General features: G+C 56.5%; 13 protein-coding genes and 1 riboswitch. Of the genes, 3 read left to right on the top strand and 10 right to left on the bottom strand.

The window, feature by feature from the left end; translation table 11 throughout:
• Positions 1–71: 71 nt before the first annotated feature.
• A complete protein-coding gene (locus tag FGO67_RS02900) occupies positions 72–734 on the top strand; it encodes a DUF3047 domain-containing protein (RefSeq protein WP_203299942.1) in 663 nt (220 codons plus the stop codon).
• A gap of 12 nt (positions 735–746) precedes the next feature.
• Here FGO67_RS02900 and FGO67_RS02895 read toward each other — a convergent pair whose 3' ends face one another.
• The 4 genes from FGO67_RS02895 to FGO67_RS02880 all read right to left on the bottom strand — a co-directional run bounded on the left by FGO67_RS02895 (position 747) and on the right by FGO67_RS02880 (position 5,420).
• The gene (locus FGO67_RS02895; RefSeq protein WP_238942146.1) at positions 747–1,577 is read right to left on the bottom strand and encodes a substrate-binding periplasmic protein; all 831 of its coding nucleotides are present in this window, start codon (positions 1,575–1,577) and stop codon (positions 747–749) included.
• A gap of 90 nt (positions 1,578–1,667) precedes the next feature.
• A complete protein-coding gene (nhaB, locus tag FGO67_RS02890) occupies positions 1,668–3,173 on the bottom strand; it encodes a sodium/proton antiporter NhaB (RefSeq protein WP_203299216.1) in 1,506 nt (501 codons plus the stop codon).
• 198 nt (positions 3,174–3,371) lie between these two features.
• On the bottom strand, positions 3,372–4,148 hold the full coding sequence (locus FGO67_RS02885) for an enoyl-CoA hydratase (protein ID WP_203299215.1): 777 nt from the start codon (positions 4,146–4,148) through the stop codon (positions 3,372–3,374).
• 153 nt (positions 4,149–4,301) lie between these two features.
• Complete coding sequence (locus tag FGO67_RS02880; RefSeq protein ID WP_338039537.1) at positions 4,302–5,420, bottom strand: S-(hydroxymethyl)glutathione dehydrogenase/class III alcohol dehydrogenase; 1,119 nt, start codon at positions 5,418–5,420, stop codon at positions 4,302–4,304.
• Positions 5,421–5,587: 167 nt separating this feature from the next.
• On the opposite strand from FGO67_RS02880, the gene FGO67_RS02875 reads away from it, so the two are divergent.
• Positions 5,588–6,472 (top strand): LysR family transcriptional regulator, encoded by an 885-nt coding sequence (locus FGO67_RS02875; RefSeq protein ID WP_203299214.1) that lies wholly within the window; start codon positions 5,588–5,590, stop codon positions 6,470–6,472.
• A gap of 2 nt (positions 6,473–6,474) precedes the next feature.
• Here the strand turns inward: FGO67_RS02875 and FGO67_RS02870 are convergent, their stop codons facing one another.
• Together FGO67_RS02870 and FGO67_RS02865 are read right to left on the bottom strand one after the other, a co-directional pair.
• Positions 6,475–7,719: a D-amino acid dehydrogenase gene (locus FGO67_RS02870; RefSeq protein WP_203299213.1), complete on the bottom strand. Its 1,245-nt coding sequence runs from the start codon at positions 7,717–7,719 to the stop codon at positions 6,475–6,477.
• Positions 7,720–7,910: 191 nt separating this feature from the next.
• Positions 7,911–8,009: riboswitch (glycine riboswitch) on the bottom strand.
• 84 nt (positions 8,010–8,093) lie between these two features.
• On the bottom strand, positions 8,094–11,510 hold the full coding sequence (locus tag FGO67_RS02865) for a sensor domain-containing protein (RefSeq protein WP_203299212.1): 3,417 nt from the start codon (positions 11,508–11,510) through the stop codon (positions 8,094–8,096).
• Positions 11,511–11,820: 310 nt separating this feature from the next.
• On the opposite strand from FGO67_RS02865, the gene FGO67_RS02860 reads away from it, so the two are divergent.
• Positions 11,821–13,488 carry a methyl-accepting chemotaxis protein gene (locus tag FGO67_RS02860; protein WP_203299211.1) on the top strand — a complete coding sequence of 556 codons (1,668 nt, stop codon included), beginning with the start codon at positions 11,821–11,823 and terminating at the stop codon, positions 13,486–13,488.
• 76 nt (positions 13,489–13,564) lie between these two features.
• Here FGO67_RS02860 and glmS read toward each other — a convergent pair whose 3' ends face one another.
• From glmS to atpD, 4 genes are all read right to left on the bottom strand, one after another.
• Positions 13,565–15,397: a glutamine--fructose-6-phosphate transaminase (isomerizing) gene (gene glmS, locus FGO67_RS02855; RefSeq protein WP_203299210.1), complete on the bottom strand. Its 1,833-nt coding sequence runs from the start codon at positions 15,395–15,397 to the stop codon at positions 13,565–13,567.
• Between the two features lie 27 nt (positions 15,398–15,424).
• Positions 15,425–16,792 (bottom strand): bifunctional UDP-N-acetylglucosamine diphosphorylase/glucosamine-1-phosphate N-acetyltransferase GlmU, encoded by a 1,368-nt coding sequence (glmU, locus tag FGO67_RS02850; protein ID WP_203299209.1) that lies wholly within the window; start codon positions 16,790–16,792, stop codon positions 15,425–15,427.
• 166 nt (positions 16,793–16,958) lie between these two features.
• Positions 16,959–17,381: a F0F1 ATP synthase subunit epsilon gene (locus tag FGO67_RS02845; RefSeq protein WP_203299208.1), complete on the bottom strand. Its 423-nt coding sequence runs from the start codon at positions 17,379–17,381 to the stop codon at positions 16,959–16,961.
• 37 nt (positions 17,382–17,418) lie between these two features.
• The gene (gene atpD, locus FGO67_RS02840; protein WP_203299207.1) at positions 17,419–18,813 is read right to left on the bottom strand and encodes a F0F1 ATP synthase subunit beta; all 1,395 of its coding nucleotides are present in this window, start codon (positions 18,811–18,813) and stop codon (positions 17,419–17,421) included.
• Positions 18,814–18,865: the final 52 nt, after the last annotated feature.

The raw sequence follows: 18,865 nt of genomic DNA, 5'->3' as shown, positions 1-18,865 counted from the left end.
GTCTGAGTGCTCTGACATCCCTGATTTCTGCACTGGTGCTGGCCACCAGCCCCTGGCTGACACCGCTGGCAATGGCTGACGGTGCCAGCCTGCCGGCCTTTTCAAGCTTGACATCCCTGGACCAAGACTCCGGCTGGGAACCTTTGGAGTTCCCAAAGATTGACCAGCACTCTCGGTATGAGCTGGTGACTGATGAGGGTATGAAGGTGGTTCGCGCCCAGACCAACGGCGGTGCCTCGGGTCTGATTGCCCGGCTCGACTTGCAACCGACCGACTCGCTGATTCTGCGCTGGCGCTGGAAGGTATCGAACGTGTTTGAGAAGGGCAACGCCCGGGAAAAGTCCGGCGACGACTACCCGGCCCGGATCTATGTGGCGTTCAAATTCCAACCAGATAAGGCCGGGTTCTTCGAACGGGCCAAACGCAAGGCAGTGGAAGTGGTGTTTGGAGAGTCCCTGCCCGGCAATGCCCTGAACTACATCTGGGCCAATGAGGTACCCGTAGGTGACATTGTGCCCAACCCCTATACCGACAGCACGATGATGGTGGCGGTTAATTCCGGCAACGCACAGGCCGGCGAGTGGGTCACCGTGGAGCGGGATATTGTCGCAGATTACCGCCAGGCCTTTGGCGAGGCGCCGCCACCGCTGGTGGGCATTGCCATCATGTCGGATTCCGACAACACCGGCGAATCTGCCACTGCCTGGTACGGCGATATCAGCCTGTCGCCTTAAAGGGGCAAGGCGTTAGCGGTATTGCTCGGGGAACCCGGGAATAACAAATCCTGGGGATAACTCGCGCACCGGCGGGACTTCGCCGGCCTCGACCAGTCGCAGGTAGGCATCGTCAAATTCCTCCCGCAAGATCGTCGCCCGAGGGTGGGCCAATGAGAACAGCCAGGCAGCATTGCGGGTGCGCACTTCCGATTGAACTATGTGATTATCGGACGGTTGAGTCAGGATCTGCTCAATGGGTTGGCGGTAATCGAGCACGTAATCGCCGCGGTTGCGCTTGAGCATATTGATGGCCGCACGGTGATTGGGCGCCTCGGTAATGCGGATGTCCTCGGCCTGGTTCAGCCAGTTAATCAGGCCAGCGTAGGTGTAGCCGGCAACCACGATAACGCGCTTGCCACTAAGCTGATCGAAATGCTCGAGTGGATGCCCCCTGTCCTTGTGATACCAGACACTCAGCTGGACTGGCATCGGGCTGACCCAGCTTTCCAGCACTTCACCGTTGAGAATCGGGATGTTGGTCAGGCCGGGCCAGACATCGATCTGGCCGTTTTTCAGGTACAGGTAAACCCGACTGATCGGCAAATGAACGAAATCGGGAACGTAACCGGCTTCCCGAACCACCTTCCGGGTGATGTCGATCAGCTCGCCGTCAACGTCGCCATCGTCATTGCGAAAGGTGATCGGTGGGAATTCCACGTAGGCAATGCGCAGCGTCTTGGCGGTCGTTTCTTCGCCTACGGCAGGGGTGGCCGCCAACAAGGCAAACAACATCAGCCAAAAACCGTGGACCACGGCGCGGGACCAATCAGTGCGGGTGTGCCGGTTACTGCGATGGTTCATTGAGTATTTTTTTATAATCAATTTTCGCTAGAGCTTAACAGACCCGCAGCAAACTGCACTGACTGGTTTTGATCTTTTTCGAACCGTTTATCAAACGTGGTTAATCACCATGTATAGACCAACCCCACCCATCACCAGGGTGTAGGGGAAGGCCATAATCACCATACGCCCATAAGACAGCCGAACCAGCGGCGCAATGGCTGAGGTAAGCAGGAACAGGAACGCCGCCTGGCCATTGGGAGTTGCCACACTTGGCAGGTTGGTTCCGGTGTTGATGGCGACAGCGAGTGCCTGGAAATGGGGGTAACTGATGCTACCGGCGTCCAGCGCCTGCTTGACCTCACTGATGTAAACCGTAGCTACGAATACATTGTCACTGATCATCGACAGGATGCCGTTAGCAACAAAGAACCAACCCGGCTGGCTGCTTTCCGGCAGGCTCAGCACCAAGTCGATAATCGGCTTGAACAGATGCTGCTCATGGATCACCGCGACCACCGCAAAGAACACCACCAGCAGTGAGGTGAACGGCAACGACTCCTGGAACGCCTTGCCAATCTGGTGCTCATCGGTGATGCCGGTGAACGACGTGATCAGGATAATCACCAGCAGACCGATCAAGCCCACTTCGGCCAGGTGAAACGCCAGGCCAATCACCAGAATGGCGGCGGCCAAAGCCTGAATCCAGAGCGCGGCCTGGTCGGCCTTGGTGCGCTTGGAACGCTCATTTTCAGCGAACTCTTCCAATACCCGGCGAACTGGCTTGGGCAGGCGCCCGCCATAGCCAAACCAGCGCAGCTTCTCCAGCGCCCAGCAGGTGAACAAACCGGCAAAGAGCACCGGCATGCTTACCGGCGCCATCGTCAGAAAGAAATCGGCAAAATCCCAGCCCACTACTTTCGCAATCAACAGGTTTTGCGGCTCACCCACCATGGTGGACACGCCACCGAGGGCGGTACCGATGGCGCCGTGCATCAGCAGGCTGCGCATGAAGGCACGGAAATTTTCCAGGTCTTCCCGGTGCAGTTCGACCACCTCTTCATCACTGCCCGCGTTGTGATCGTTGTGGTGATAGCCCTTACCGGAGGCAACCTTGTGATACACCGAGTAAAAGCCGACCGCGACACTGATGATCACCGCCGTTACCGTCAGGGCATCCAGAAACGCCGACAACACTGCGGCGGCGCCACAAAACAGCAGTGACAGTGCAGACTTGGAACGCACGCCTACTAAGATCTGGGTGAAGGTGACCAGCAACAGCTCCTTCATGAAGTAGATCCCGGCTACCATGAACATCAGCAGCAGGATCACCGGGAAGTTGGTCAGCACTTCCAGGTACACGGCATCGGGTGTGGTCAGGCCAATCAACAGGGCTTCCACCGCCAGCAGCCCGCCGGGCAACAACGGGTAGCACTTCAGGGCCATAGCCAGGGTAAAGATAAACTCGGCAATCAATAGCCAGCCCGCCGCGGCCGGCCCCAACAGATACATGACAATCGGATTAACAAGCAGGAACAGCAGGATGACCTGCTTGTACCAGACCGGAGCCTTACCAAGAAAATTGTGGGTAAAGCCGGAAATAACGGTATTGGGCATGGCGAAAGTCTTCTGAGAGCACGGTTTATTGGAATTTTTTCGTAGTTATTCGTGGCTGATCGCAATCAAAAGGGGTCAATGCGTCGACCAAGCTAATTATTTTCGTATTATTACTAAAATATGAAGAATAAGTGACCGCATTTTACCCGATTTCTCGGGTAATGCGGGCACTTGGTGAAAAAATATTACAAATTCATCTTAACGATGCTTCCAGTCCGGACTGCGCTTCTCCAGAAAAGCCGCCATGCCTTCCTTTCGATCTTCGGTGTCCAGACTCGCCCAGAACAGACGGCGTTCGTAATCCACACCCGTCCCCAGTGACGTCTCAAACGCCTGGTTAACGGCCTCTTTATTAAGCATCGTGGCCATCAGGGAGTTTTGGGCAATCTGACCGGCCATGGCGAGGGCTTCGTCCACCAGCGTTGCCGCCGGAACAATGCGACACACCAAGCCGCTGCGCTCGGCCTCCTCGGCATCCATCATGCGCCCGGTCAGGCACAGATCCATCGCCTTGGCCTTGCCGATGGCCCGGGTCAGGCGCTGGGTTCCACCGGCTCCTGGCAAAATTCCCAGCTTCACTTCCGGCTGACCAAAGCGGGCCGAATCGGCGGCAATAATCACATCGCACATCATCGCCAGTTCACAGCCGCCACCCAGTGCAACACCGGCGACCGCGGCAATGACTGGTTTCCGGCACCGCGTGACCTGCTCCCAGTTCGAGGAAATGAATTGCTCCCGATAGGCCCGGGAAAAATCCATCGCCTGCATCTCGGAGATGTCTGCGCCGGCGGCGAACGCCTTTTCGTTACCGGTAATAACGATTGCCCTGACCTCGTCGTCCTGTTCCAGATCTTTGAGCAGATCGGAAAGCTCCGACATCAGTTCACTGTTCAGAGCATTGAGAACCTTAGGACGATTCAGCCGGATTAACGCAACCGGGTCATGGCGCTCTAGCAAGATATTGTTGTAAGTCATTACCGCCTCCAAAGCCTTATTAAGGGATGAGTCCGTCCAAAGGTTTTGAACGATACCTTGGAGGCTGTCAACTAGCTGAAAGTGGACCGGCATGCGAGCGGGGCCCGGCAGGACCCACGGCCGCAGGAGTTGCTGGAGAGTTTGCTGAAGGGATTACTGGTCGAAGTGGATGACAGTCCGGATGCTTTTGCCCTCGTGCATGAGCTCAAAGGCGTCGTTGATGGCATCCAGCTCCATGGTGTGGGTAATAAAGTCGTTAAGCTTGAACTCGCCCTGTAGGTATCGCTCAACCATACCCGGTAGCTCAGAGCGACCCTTAACCCCGCCAAACGCTGAGCCTTTCCAGACCCGGCCAGTGACCAGCTGGAACGGACGGGTTGAGATTTCCTGACCGGCGCCGGCTACACCGATGACCACCGACTCGCCCCAGCCTTTATGACAGCATTCCAGGGCGGACCGCATAACGTCGACGTTACCGATGCATTCGAAGGAATAGTCCACGCCGCCATCGGTCAGTTCGACGATGACTTCCTGGATTGGCTTGTCGTAATCCTTGGGGTTTACGCAATCGGTTGCGCCCAACTGGCGGGCAAGGTCGAACTTACTCTCGTTGATGTCGATGGCAATGATGCGACTGGCTTTCGCCATGACGGCACCAATGATGGCAGACAGACCAATGCCACCCAGACCGAAAATGGCGACGGTGGCGCCCTCTTCTACCTTGGCGGTGTTCATCACCGCGCCCATGCCGGTGGTCACGCCGCAGCCCAACAGACAGACTTCCTCCAGCGGCGCGTCCTTGCTGACCTTGGCCAGGGCAATTTCCGGCAACACGGTGTACTCGGAAAAGGTCGAGCAGCCCATGTAATGGAAGATGGGTTCGCCATCCTTATAAAAGCGCGAGGTACCATCGGGCATCAGCCCCTTGCCCTGAGTTTCGCGGATTTTCTGGCACAGATTAGTCTTGCCCGACAGGCAGAATTTGCACTCGCCACATTCAGGGGTGTAAAGCGGAATAACGTGATCACCCACTTGAACACTGGTGACCCCCTCACCAATCGACTCAACGATACCACCGCCTTCATGGCCAAGAATGGCCGGAAAATTACCCTCCGGGTCATCGCCAGAAAGGGTAAACGCATCGGTATGGCAAACGCCGGTGGCGACAACACGCACCCTGACTTCTCCTGCTTTTGGGGGCATGACATCCACTTCTTCAACTGACAGAGGTTGGCCCGGTCCCCAGGCAATTGCTGCTTTTGATTTGATAATTTCAGCCATAACGCTCTCCGCTGGTAGCTTGTGGACGGCGATTAGCGCCATCTGATTTGTGCATGCATTGTATTTATCCACAATCAATTGATAATGGCCCTGTTCATCAAATTACTTTTACTGTGCTGTAACAATCACCAGATCTGGCAGACGTGGAGAGAACGGGCATGTATCGCTGGGAGGGAGTGAACGAGTTTGTTGCGGTCGCCGAAACCGAAAGCTTTACCCAGGCAGCCAGAAGACTCGACGTCTCGACCGCTCAGGTGAGCCGGCAGGTCAGTGCGCTGGAAACCCGGCTGGCCACCCGGCTCTTCTACCGGACAACGCGGCGGGTATCGGTCACGGAGGCAGGTCGGATTTACTACCAGCATTGCCGGCAGGTCCTGGATGCGCTGGACGATGCCGAGCGCTCCATCACCAACCTGCAGTTATCCCCAAGGGGCAAGCTCAGGCTGACCGCACCAATTACTTACGGTGAGAAGAGGATTGCGCCCCTGGTGAACGAGTTTGTGTTGCGGTATCCGGAACTGGACGTCGAAATGAACCTGACCAACCAGAAACTGGATCTGGTGGGCGGAGGTTATGATTTAGCCGTACGGCTCGGCAAGCTGGAGGACTCCAGCATGATGGCCCGGCGCCTGTCATCACGGACCCTGTATGTGTGCGCATCGCCCCAGTACCTCGCGGCGCGGGGCACGCCCCATGAGCTCGCGGAACTGGCGCAGCACAACTGTCTGCAGGGCAACCTGGATTACTGGCGTTTCCAGGAACAGGGCCAACCTCGCAATGTCCGAATCAGCGGAAACATCCGATGCGATAGTGGCAGGGCGTTGCTGGATGCAGCATTGAAGGGAATTGGTATTGTTCAGTTACCGGATTATTACGTGCAAACGGCACTGGATTCGGGCCAGTTGCTGCCGCTGCTGACAGATTACCGAGAGGATGATGACGGTATCTGGGCGGTCTATCCCCAAACCCGTCACCTGTCTCCGAAAGTCCGGATGCTGCTCGACTTCCTTGTCGAGTCGCTGGGAACGTCAGGGTCTGACTGAGCCTAGCGCGCCGTGCTCACGGTTGCGCCTGAGGGCGCGGTATCAACCGCATCCGCCAGCAACTCGGCGGTGATGGCGGAGAGCGTCCAGCCCAGGTGGCCGTGACCGGTGTTGTAGAACACCGTGGGCAGGCGGCCGGGGCCGACTCGCGGCATCATGTTCGGCAACATGGGACGCAGACCGGCCCAAGGCACCACGCGGCGGGTGCTGACCCCGGGGAAGCATTCCTCCACCCAGCGTGTCAGCGGCTTGATGCGGTCGTCGCGGATGTTGCGGTTGTAGCCGTTGAACTCGGCGGTACCGGCAACCCGGAAACGGTCATCACCCAGACGACTGGTGACCAGCTTGGTGGCATCGTCCAGCAGGCTGACGGTCGGCGCGGCTTGCTGAGAGGCCTCGTCGTCCAGCTCCACGGTGATGGAATAGCCTTTCACCGGATAGATGTTGACCCGGTCACCCAACTTGGCCGCCAGAGCGCGACTGCCAACGCCGGCACAGATCACCACGCCGTCGTAGGTTTCGCGGGACTGCTCTTTGCCGTCGAAGGAGGTAACCCAGGCGCTGGAGGCATCCGCGCTCAGTTCGGTAACGGTGTGGCCGTAGTTGGTCTTAACACCACGGCGCTGGATCGCGTCAGCCAGGCCGTTGGTGAACTTGTGGATATCTCCGGTGGAATCGCTCTCGGTGTAGAAACCGCCGTAGTAGGTGCCGGCCAGCGTGGGCTCGATTGATTTCATTTCCTCGGGAGTCACCGGCCGACGCTCGAGGCCGCCCGCTGCCAGCAGCTTGGACACGTTCGAGGCGTGGTCAAATCCAGCCTTGTCGCGGTAGATGTGCAGGATGCCCTGCTTCTTCAGATCGAAATCGATGCCTTCGTCCTGCGCCCACTGGAACAGGTGTTCACGGGCCGCAATGGCCAGGCGGGCGGTTTCAGTGGTGTTCTTCTCGTACTGGGGAATGGCGGCGATGAACTCGGCGAACCAGCTGAGCTTGTGCCAGGACGGCTTGGGATTGACCAGCAGCGGGGCATCGCTGTGCATCATCCACTTCATGCCTTTGATGACGGTCTGCCAGTTGTTCCAGACCTCGGCGTTGGACGCCGACAACTGGCCACCGTTGGCGAAGGACGTTTCCATCGCCGCATAGCGGTGTTTCTCGTAAACGGTGACATCCAGGCCGCGCTTGGCCAGGGTGTAAGCCGTGGTAATACCGGTAATACCACCGCCGATAACTGCAATTCGCTTCATAGAACTCTCCAAGAGGCGTCCAGGGTTCCCTTTCCCCACAGCCTGTTAACACAGCATTCTGTGTACAGCATGGTAGAAAGCACCCCTTCCGTCACGGTACCTGAGAGATTCACGCGCCAATTCCTTGGAATCAGCGGCTTGCTCCTTCGGTGTGCCAACGGACGCGGACGTCGGCAGCTCTTCGGAAAGTATTCATGCTAGCGGTCCGTTTGCCTGAGAGTTTCCGGGGCAGTTGCTCCTTCGGCGCCGGCCACACGGGAGTGCGACACGGTCTCTCCCGCTAGCATGTCAGATCGGCGATTATCGCCAACCTGGTCTGCAAAATAGCAAATTTACACTGCGCAAAAAACCTTTATGTGGATGCCACCATGGCTCTACCGGTGCGAAGGCGCCTTCAGCCACTCAAGCAAGGCCCGCTCAGGCAAGCCTCGACTGAAATAAAACCCCTGAACAATCTCACACCCCAGCTGTGTAATAACAGCCAGCTGCTCCTTATCCTCAACACCCTCGACCACAATGCGGAGTGAGAGACTTTCAGCAATCGCAATCATCGACCGCACCAAGGCTTGATCGTCCTCCGACTGGGCGATGTCGGTGATGAAGGACCGATCAATCTTGAGAACCGAAACTGGCAAACGCTTCAAGTAGCTCAATGACGAATATCCGGTGCCAAAATCATCAATGGCCAGCGTCACGCCAATATCACGCACGGCTCTTATGTTATTGCTGAAGACTTCTGCATTAGAAATAAAAGTGCTTTCTGTAATCTCGCATTCCAGGCTATCGGCCGGGATGTTCGCTAATTGCAGTTCCGCGCTTATGATCTGACCAAGATGAGGGTCGTCAAACTGCTTCGGAGACAAGTTGATGGCAATAGGGATTTTATACCCCTGATTCTCCAAGCGAGCGGCCATTTGACAGGCTTCACGGATTACCCAATAACCGATTTCCACAATAAGCCCGGTTTCTTCGGCAACCGGAATAAACTCTCCCGGCGACACCGTACCCATGATCGGATGACGCCACCTCAGCAGCGCCTCGGCTCCCACCGTCACCCCGTTTTGTGCATTCACCTTGGGTTGGTAGCTTAACTCGAACTGACCTTCCGCCAACGCTTCGCGTAATCCACTCTCGATCGTCAAAAGGCGAGAGGTTCGATTTCGTATTTCGCTGGAGAAAAAACGATAGCTCCCGGGCCTGGTCTGCTTGGCGTCCGTCATTGCCGAGTCAGCGCTGAACAACAGGTCCTCAGCACAATCACCGTCACCGGGTGCCAAGGCGATGCCGATATTCACGCGAGTAAAAATCTGCTGTCCGTTGATGTCGAAGGGGTCCAGGAAGATCTTTTGAACTTTTTGCGCCAAGTGGGTCAACTCAACCGGGGTCCCGGCCTCGGGCAGAACCACACCAAACTCGTCTGAACCAACCCGACCGACGATCGCATTTTCACGTGTCACTCGCCGGATGCGCTCAAAGGATTCTCTCAGTACCTGATCGCCGATTTCGGTGCCGAAACTGTCGTTCACTCGCTGGAATCGGTGAAGGTCAATGGTCAGGAAAGCCACACTGTGGGTGCTTTCACGTCGCTCGATCGCGGTTTGTAATTCCTCGCACAGCAGCTGACGATTGGGCCCCTTGGTCAAAAGATCGAAATACGACGCTCGATGCAGTTTTTCTTCCAGTTCGAGGCGCTCGGACAGGTCTTTCCCAACCGCAAGGTAATACTGGGTCTCACCAGTGCTACCAAGTACCGGCGTCACGGTTTGGTGGTTGTGGAACAGTTCGCCATTCTTTCGGCGATTGATAAAGATATCGCTGAAACTCTTGCCTCTCGTTAGGGTTCGCCAGAATTTCTGGTAGAACTCGGCATCATGTTGGCCGGATTTCAGAAGCTTGGCATGCTGGCCGACTGCTTCCGCGGCGGAGTATCCGGTCATACGTTCAAAGGCGCCATTAACATACACAAGGCGGCCTTCGGCGTCCGTCACAAATACGATGTCTTCTGCTTGATCCAATGCCTGAGACAGAAATCCGAGGCGTTGATTGGTGTTCTTCCAATCGGTGATATCGCCGGCAATGCCGAACACGCCAATTTGCTCCCCGCTCTCATTCACAACAACGCCTTTGGTAGTGAGCAGGCTACGACCGGGACGGTTCGGGTGAACTTCTTCGATGGTCGAGGATTCTCCAGCGTCGAGCACCGCCTTGTCCTGCCGCTCGATCGCCCGCCAGATTTCTTCATCGTCCCAGATATCCCGGTCACGACGGCCTATATAGGTGTCCAGGGGCAAGCCGGTCATATCGCTCACAGCCTGATTTACGTAGAGATAGCGACCGGACTGATCTTTCACGAACACGGCGTCGGTGGTGTTCTCAAAGATACTTTGCAGAATGGCGTGGCGGGCCGCGCTTTCTTGTGCCAGCGCCTTCTGTGCAGAGATATCTCGGACAATCGCCAGCAAGAATTTCTGACCATCAATGGTCACCTTGGAAAGACTGACCTCAGCATCAAACTGCTGACCGTCGGCCTTCTTGTGACGCCACTCAAATCGCAGGGAATTGCATTCATCAACGCGCTGTAACAATGTTTTCGCACGTTCCTCGCTGGACGCTCCGTCGGGTTGGAGCTCTGGGGAGAGATCGATGGGAGAGGAGCCAATAAGATTCCGGGGAGAGACGCCAAAAAGTTCGCCCGTGCGGGAGTTACACTCGAGGAAGTGCATCCCATCCATCAGGAAAATGCCATCATTGGCATTGTCGAAAACTGCTCTGTAGCGCTGCTCATTCCGGACGACATTGTCCAGCGCACGCCGGGTCTCATCTATATCCGTAATGAAACCTTCAATATACCGACCGTTCTCTGACTTGACCGAGCGCCCTTGGTCGCGAACCCAGCACAGGTTTCCTTCAGGCAACCGTAAGCGGTAATGCACGTCATAGACCTTGTCATGGCGCAATTGGCTTTGAATGTCCCTCCTCACCTGCTCCTGGTCTTCAATGACGTCCCAGAATCTGAGATTAGACGCCAAAACTTCTTTTGGTCCGACACCAAGAAAGGCTTCTACCCCGTCGCTTACATAAACGAGCTCTCCCTCAGGTCGGTCGGATATCCGGTAAACTACCCCTGGAACATTACCCAACAGAAGTTCCAACGACCTTTGTTTTCTGCGCAGTTCAGCTGCTACCGATTTGCCAGTACGCACCACCCAGAGCGAGCTAGCCAAAATCAGAGGAATGGCCAATAAACCGATAACGCTCAGGGCAACCCAATAGGGTTCGAGAAATTCACTCTGGTCGATTTTAGCGACCACACCAAGCTCACCGTTTCGAGCCGGCGCATAAGCCGCCAGCACGTCATTACCTTCGTAGTCAAGTCCGGTCATCCAGCCAGTAGAACCAGAGAGCGCCTGTTGCATTGGCTCGGCCAGCTTGGCATTTCTAGGAATGGTCATCTCGTTAAGCGAGCCTTCAAACTGCTGGGCAACCAGAAAATTCAGCCGTCCATCAGTTTCTGCAGCGACCAGAATTTCACCGGTCTTACCCAACCCTGGCGCCAGATCCAGACTTTGAAGAGCCCGCCGCATCTCTGCCCGATTTCCGAACTCGTCCAATACCCGCGATAGGTTGTTCACTTCGTCTTGCAGAAAGCCAATCTGATTTTGGAGTGCACTTTGGTAGAGGTAGGCTCCGCCCGCTAACAAACTCAATAGCGGCAATAAACCTGAGATAAACGCAATGAGGATAAAACGGTGATAGGCGTGTTTGGCAGAGACTTCGTGAAGCGGAAACAAAAGTGACTCACCCCGTTAGATTGCTGCTAGTAAATCACAGTGATTCATTGAGGCACATCGCGTGCCAGGAAAGAATTAAAGCCTACGCCCCCATTAGTAATACTGCAAATACAGGTTTTGACAACACTGCTAATAGCTAAAACCGTTACGATTTATAACATTTGAGCTGTTAAAGATTGTGCCGTTTCAGCCGATTATATAAGAACTACAATGGCTTGCTGCCGTGCCCAGTTGGCATCGACCTAACCCAGGTTGATGAACGCTCCCCATTGATCGTAAATCCAATCTGATTTCCCGGAACGACTTAATCATGCCCATCTCCATACGTAACCGCCTTCTTATTCTTGCGCTTGTTCCTGTCTTGCTGCTCGCGGCCGCACTATTTCTGACGTTCACCGCCGAAACCTCCGGTCTGGTGGATAAGCAGATGACGACCGTTGAGCAAAGCGTCAATGACATCAAAAGCGACGAGCTCAAACACTATATGGACATGGCCTACACCTCGATCCAGCATATTTATGAGAATGGGGGGTCGTTTGAAGAGGCGCTGCCGATTCTGAAAAACCTCAAATACGGGGACGACGGTTACGTTTTTGGCTACACCGAACGGGGCGATCGGGTTCTCCTGGGCCAGTCAGACAAGGGGTTGGGTGACAATTTCTGGGATCTGAAGGACAAGAAAGGCGAGTATCTGGTGCGGGGCCTGATCCGCGCCGGCAAGAGCGGTGAAGGCTACTATACCTACTGGTTTCCCCGGCCGGGCGAGACTGAGCCGTCTCCGAAGCAGGGCTATGCAATCTATCTGGATCGCTGGGACATCATGCTGGGCACCGGATTCTACTTCGATGACGTAGCCACCGTGCTTACCAAACTGGAAAACGCTGGGGAACAGGAGCTGGACGCAAGCCAGGCGGTTTTTGCTGGCATTGCAGCGATTACCGTCCTGCTGGCCGGCATTGTCGGGTACAGCATCAGCCTTACCATCAGTCGCCCTATCGCAAGCATTTCCAGGTCAGTGGAAAACCTGTCCGCTGGTGATGCGGACCTCACTGCCAGGGTGGAGGTCAACGACCGGTTCGAGCTGGGCAGTCTCGCTGGCCACATGAACACCTTTATCGGCACCCTCTCTGATCTAATTCGTGATACCAAAGCCAATGCCGAGCGCACCCATGAGAACGCCGAATCGATTAACCAACACACGAGCCACCTCTCAGCCCTGGTAAATGAACAAGGAGCAGAAACCGAGCAAGTTGCCACCGCTGTCACCGAAATGACTACAGCCGCCAATCAGATCAGCCAAAGCGCGGCCAGTGCCGCAACCTCCGCCGTCGAAGCCAACCGCGACACCGCCAAATCGAAAGAGATCATTGCTAACGCGGCGGCTGAAATGAATGCACTGAACAATGACGTCGGGGCGTCGGCCTACGAAGTGGAAGAGCTGGGTAAAGGCGTCGACAGCATCAACTCGGTGCTTGCCGTGATCAACGCCATTGCCGAGCAAACCAACCTGCTTGCCCTTAATGCCGCGATTGAGGCTGCCCGAGCCGGTGAACATGGCCGTGGTTTCTCGGTGGTGGCTGATGAGGTGCGCAACCTGGCCCAGAAGACTACCCACAGCACTGAGGAGATCGACAAGATGATTACCGATCTCAAAAAGAAAGCGGCCGCTGCCGTTGAGTCGATTCGGACGTCGAGCCAACGCAGTGACAGGGCGCTGCAGGCGAACGCCCAAGCGGTTGAATCCATTGAACGGATAGTGACGGCGATTGGGGAAATTAACGAAATGAACGAACAGGTAGCGTCTGCTTCGGAAGAACAAAGCAGCGTCTGTGAAGACATTACCGAGCGCCTGGTGACCATCTCTGACAAGTCTGCTCAGACCGCTGAGAAGGGCCGGGAAAGCAATGTTTCCGCGCAGACCCTGCTGTCCAATGCCGACGCCCTGGCGCAGTTGGTAGGACGGTTCAAGACCAGCTGATTCAGGCGGGTGGATAGGCGGTCATAAGACGCCTATCCACTCCGGTCTGCAAGGGTAAGGAATTAAACCGTCAGCACTATTCGACGGTCACACTCTTGGCCAGATTGCGCGGCTGATCCACATCGGTGCCCTTCAACACCGCCACATGGTAGGACAGCAGCTGCAGCGGCACCGTGTACACGATGGGTGCGGTGATCTCATGCACCGAGGGCAGCTGCATCACGTGGATGCCCTCTTCCGCTTTCACGTCGGCGGCGCTGTCGGCAAAGACAAACAACTCACCACCCCGGGCCCGGACTTCCTCCAGGTTGGATTTAAGTTTTTCCACCAAGGCGTTGTTAGGCGCCACAGTGACCACCGGCATCTCGCTATCAACCAGTGCCAACGGGCCATGCTTCAGCTCACCGGCCGGATAGGCTTCGGCGTGGATGTAGGAAATTTCCTTAAGCTTGAGGGCACCCTCCAGCGCCACCGGGAATTGTGAGCCCCGGCCCAGGAACAGGCTGTGGTTTTTATCCATGAAGGCCTTGGACATCTCGGCGATGTCGGCATCCAGTGCCAGCACCTGGTCGACCTGACCCGGCAACTGGTGGATAGCCTTGACGATCTCCGCTTCCCGCTCCTCAGTGAGGCCATTGTGACGGGCCAGAGCCAGGGTGAAGATCAGCAGCGCCGTCAGCTGGGTGGTGAAGGCCTTGGTGGAGGCTACGCCAATCTCGGGTCCAGCCTGAGTCATGATCACCAGGTCGGATTCACGAACCAGGGAGCTGCCGGGTACGTTGCAAATGGCTAGCGCGGCCCGGAAACCGGCCTGTTTGGCCTGTCGCAGGGCAGCCAGGGTATCGGCGGTCTCGCCGGACTGGGAAATGCACAGGAACAGGGTGTCACGCTGGATCACGTGCTTGCGGTAACGGAATTCCGAGGCGACCTCGACCGAACAGGGAACGGCAGCCAGCTCCTCAATCCAATAACGGGCAACCATACCGGCGTGGTAACTGGTGCCGCAGGCAATGATCTGGACGTGATTGACGTCCTGCAACAGGTTGGCCGCATCGGTGCCCAGCGCTTGCTCCAGTACCCGGCTATCGGTAATCCGGCCTTCCATGGTGGCTTTGATCACCCTCGGCTGCTCGTAGATTTCCTTGAGCATGAAGTGGCGGTATTCGCCCTTGTCGGCCGAATCTGAACCGTGCTCGAAACGGATGATCTTGCGCTCGACCGGGGTGCCTTCGCGGTCATGGATGGTCACCGCGTCGCGACGGATGTCGGCGATATCGCCTTCTTCGAGAAACATGAAGCGGTCGGTCACCGGCAGCAGCGCCAGCTGATCAGAGGCGATGAAGTTCTCACCGATACCCACGCCAATCACCAACGGGCTGCCTTCCCGGCACACCACCAGGTGATCCGGCTCATCCGCATGCACCACGGCCAATGCGAAGGCGCCGCGCAGACGGACGATGGCAGCTTTCACAGCGTCGTACAGATTGCTGTGCTTGCGGTAATACTGCTCGATCAGGTGGGCGACCACTTCGGTGTCGGTCTGGGAGGTAAACTCAAAGCCATCGGCCTTCAGCTCGTCCCGCAGTTCCTGATAATTCTCAATAATGCCATTGTGGACAATGGCCAGGCGATCCCCGGACATGTGGGGGTGGGCATTGATCTTGGACGGCTCGCCATGGGTAGCCCAGCGGGTGTGGGCAATACCCAGATGACCGGTCAACGGGTTGGTTTCAATGGTCTCGGCCAGCGACGCCACCTTGCCAACCTCACGGGCGCGATGGGTGACACTGCCGCCATCAATGACTGCCATACCGGCGGAATCATACCCCCGATATTCCAGACGGCGCAGGCCCTCCAGAAGAATGCCCTGAACGTCCCGTTCCGAAACCGCACCTACAATGCCACACATGCTGCTATCACCTGTCCTGTAATACTATTAATCAGATTTCTTCGGCCGTTCCCAGCCAGAAACGTTGCGTTGGCGCCCGCGCGCCACGGCCAGCTCACTGCCTGCGACATCACGGGTAATGGTCGACCCGGCACCGATGGTGGCGTCTGCCGAGATCCTGACTGGAGCAACCAGTGAGGTATTGGAACCGACAAAGACACCGTCGCCAATCTCGGTCCTGAACTTGTTAACCCCATCATAGTTGCAGGTGATGGTGCCTGCACCCACATTCACATTACGGCCCAGTGAGGCGTCACCCACGTAACTGAGGTGATTGATCTTGCTGCCCTGGCCTACTACTGCCTTCTTGGTTTCCACAAAGTTGCCAACCTTGGTGTCGGCGGCCAGTTCGGTGCCCGGGCGCAGACGGGCAAACGGCCCGATCTGGGCATTGGCGCCAACACTGGCGCCCTCGATCACGCTATGGGCGTGGATCTGGGCACCGTCGGCAATCCGCGCATCCTTGATTACGCAGCCCGGGCCGATGGACACGCCACTGCCAATCGATACCTTGCCTTCAAATACCACGTTGACGTCAATCAGGATGTCGTTACCGATGGTCAGGTCGCCCCGGACATCGATCCGTGCCGGGTCGGCCAGAGTAGCGCCTTCGGTCATCAGCCGATCGGCTTCCCGGCGCTGGTACCAGCGCTCCAGCTCAGCGAGCTGTAACCGGTTATTAACCCCCTGAACCTCAAACGCATCACCAGGCTGGGCTACGGAAATGGACAAACCATGATCCACCGCCATGGCGATGATGTCCGTCAGGTAGTATTCGCCCTGGGCATTCGCGTTGGACAGCGTTGGCAGCCAGCTCTTGAGGTGCTTGGCAGATACTGCCAGGATGCCGGTGTTGACCTCATTTATTGCGAGCTCGGTCTCGGAAGCGTCTTTCTGCTCCACGATGGAGGTAACCTGACCGTCGCTGTTGCGAACAATTCGGCCGTAGCCGGAGGGGTCGTCCAGAGTCACCGTGAGCAGTCCCAGACTCTGTTCATCCAGTTCCGCCACCATGGCTTCCAGGGTTTCCACCCGGGTCAGTGGCACATCACCATATAGCACCAGCACCCGGGCTTCGTCCGGCAGATCCGGCAGCGCCTGGGCAACCGCGTGACCCGTGCCCAGCTGTTCACTTTGCACGACCCAGTTCACCGAGGCTTCCGGAGTAACGGCCTTTACCTGATCCGCGCCATGGCCAATCACCGTGTGAATCGTTTCTGCGCCAAGCTGCTTGGCTGTTCCAATCACGTGATGCAACATCGGCCGTCCGGCCACTGCGTGCAGAACCTTGGGCAGAGCGGATTTCATTCTCGATCCCTGACCAGCGGCCAGAATTACAACGTGTAGCGGGCTCATAACAATAGATCCCCGGATCAATGGTCGGGCAGTTTATTTCCAAATAAAAAAAGCCGCTTCCCTAACGAACCACTGGCCGCCCTCCACATCTAATGAACGGGAGAGTAACCTGCAATCCGCGTCAGGATGCGGCTTCAGATCAAGCGAACTCTAGACACTAACGCGATTAGCGAAAGGTCTTGCGCAGTTTCTGGATCGTACGCAACTGAGCTGCAGCTTCTGCCAGCTCGGCTGCGGCACGAGAGTACTCGAATTCGCCAGTTTTGTTTGCCAGTGCCTTCTCGGCTTCGCGCTGGGCTTCCAGTGCCGCTGCTTCGTCGACATCCTTCGCGCGTAGCGCCGTATCAGCCATCAAGGTGATCAGGTTGGGCTGTACTTCCAGATATCCTCCGGAAACGTACAGCACTTCCTCTGTACCACCTTGTTTTACGATCCGCACTGCACCGGGCTTAAGCGCGGTCAGCAACGGAGCGTGGCCGTACTGAATACCCATCTCACCCTCGGTGCCGGTAGCAGTCAGTGTCTCTACCAGCCCGGAGAAGATTTTATCCTCGGCACTTACGACGTCACAATGTACGGTCATAGCCATTTCTTACGCCTCTTGGGTCAGAAAGTGAAGAAAAGGTTTATTTCTTTTCCTTCGCCTTCATTGCCTTAGCTTTTTCGATCGCTTCCTCGATGCCGCCGCACATGTAAAACGCCTGCTCGGGCATGTCGTCATAATCACCGTTCAGAATGCCCTCGAAGCTGGCGATGGTCTCTTTCAGAGACACGTACTTACCGGGAGAACCGGTGAATACCTCAGCAACGTGGAACGGCTGCGACAGGAAACGCTCGATTTTACGGGCGCGGGATACGATCAGCTTGTCGTCTTCAGACAGCTCGTCCATACCCAGAATCGCAATGATGTCCTTCAGTTCCTTGTAACGCTGCAGAACGTTCTGAACACCACGGGCAACATTGTAGTGCTGCTCGCCGATCACCAGCGGATCCAGCTGACGGGAAGTGGAGTCGAGCGGATCGATCGCCGGGTAGATACCCTTCGAGGCGATGTCACGACTCAGTACTACGGTCGCGTCAAGGTGCGAGAAGGTGGTGGCCGGAGACGGGTCAGTCAGGTCGTCCGCCGGTACATAAACCGCCTGGATGGACGTGATGGAACCGTTCTTGGTGGAGGTAATACGCTCCTGCAGCTCGCCCATCTCCTGGGCCAGAGTCGGCTGGTAACCTACGGCCGAAGGCATACGACCCAGAAGTGCAGAAACCTCGGTGCCGGCCAGGGTGTAACGGTAGATATTGTCCACAAACAGCAGGACGTCACGGCCTTCGTCACGGAACTTCTCAGCCATGGTGAGGCCAGTCAGGGCCACACGCAGACGGTTTCCGGGAGGCTCGTTCATCTGGCCGTAGACCATCGCTACTTTATCAAGGACGTTAGAGTCCTTCATTTCGTAGTAGAAGTCGTTACCCTCACGAGTCCGCTCACCAACACCGGCGAATACGGACAGACCCGAGTGCTCTTTGGCGATGTTGTTGATCAGCTCCATCATGTTGACGGTCTTACCAACACCGGCGCCACCGAACAGGCCAACTTTACCACCCTTGGCGAACGGGCAAATCAGGTCGATAACCTTGATGCCGGTTTCCAGCAGGTCTGCGGAGGCTGCCTGGTCGGCATAGCCCGGGGCTTTCCGGTGAATACCCCAGCGCTCGTCTTCGCCAATTTCGCCCTGCTCGTCAATGGGGCGACCCAGAACGTCCATAATACGGCCCAGCGTCTTGGTACCAACCGGTACGGAGATCGGCTTGCCGGTGTTTTCTGCTTTCAGGCCACGTTTGAGACCTTCGGTGCTGCCCATGGCGATGGTACGTACAATGCCGTCACCCAGCTGCTGCTGGACTTCCAGAGTTGTCTCACCACCTTCAAGCAGCAGTGCGTCATAAACGCTTGGCACGGCGTCACGTGGGAATTCCACGTCGATAACCGCGCCAATGATCTGAACGATGTGTCCGCTACTCATGCTCGGTTCCTCGTTATCTTGATAGTCAATAAAACCAGTAGGATTGTGGGCC

Origin of the sequence: Marinobacter sediminum, from assembly GCF_016820575.1 — a bacterium.
Classification (GTDB): Bacteria; Pseudomonadota; Gammaproteobacteria; order Pseudomonadales; family Oleiphilaceae; genus Marinobacter; species Marinobacter sediminum.
The sequence above is the reverse complement of the archived record's forward strand: the minus strand, read 5'-3'. Positions and strand labels throughout refer to the sequence as shown.